The sequence below is a fragment of the Desulfurella amilsii genome, from assembly GCF_002119425.1.
GTDB lineage: Bacteria > Campylobacterota_A > Desulfurellia > Desulfurellales > Desulfurellaceae > Desulfurella > Desulfurella amilsii.
This window is the reverse complement of sequence record NZ_MDSU01000019.1, coordinates 1-562: the sequence shown is the minus strand read 5'-3', so window position 1 is coordinate 562 and position 562 is coordinate 1. Positions and strand designations below refer to the sequence as shown.

At 39.3% G+C, this 562-nt stretch carries 1 protein-coding gene; it reads left to right on the top strand.

Annotated features, from left to right (window positions below; all coding sequences use genetic code 11):
• The coding region (locus tag DESAMIL20_RS10055) for a hypothetical protein (protein WP_158090580.1) at window positions 1-562 on the top strand (562 nt) is incomplete at both ends.

Genomic DNA, 562 nt, shown 5'->3' with positions numbered 1-562 from the left:
AGTTCCAGCTGCTGCTTCAACATACGTTAAAATGCAAGGCAATCTTGATCCTGCAAGTTCTGTTACGCAGTACGCCCAAGCTTTACCAACTTCTGACTTTAGTATGCTTTACGATTCTAATGGAAATTCGCTAAATGTACAGCCTGGAAACAACTTTGCAGTTAGCTATAACGGCGGCACCACTTACCATATATACGAATATCAGCCCTCAGGCACAGCACCTACAGATGGCACAGAAGGCTTTTCCACAATTAATGACTTAATTACAAAAATGAACCAAGATATTAAAAGCGATACTGGAAATGCTTCCAATTCCGTAAGCTTTAACAACGGCCAAATTACAATAGCAAATGGTAGTCAATCTGATATTTCGATTAAAGTTATGCCTACATCTCAAGTGCCAGCAGGATCATCTTTGTCGCCAAATGCTAATCCTTTGGATAATACTAGTTTGAATACTCTAATGGAATCACTGAACCAACCAATTGCTCCAGGCCAAAGTATAAGCTCTTCAACTATCAATAATGACTCATATACGATGCAAGCGACATTCTACGATTCT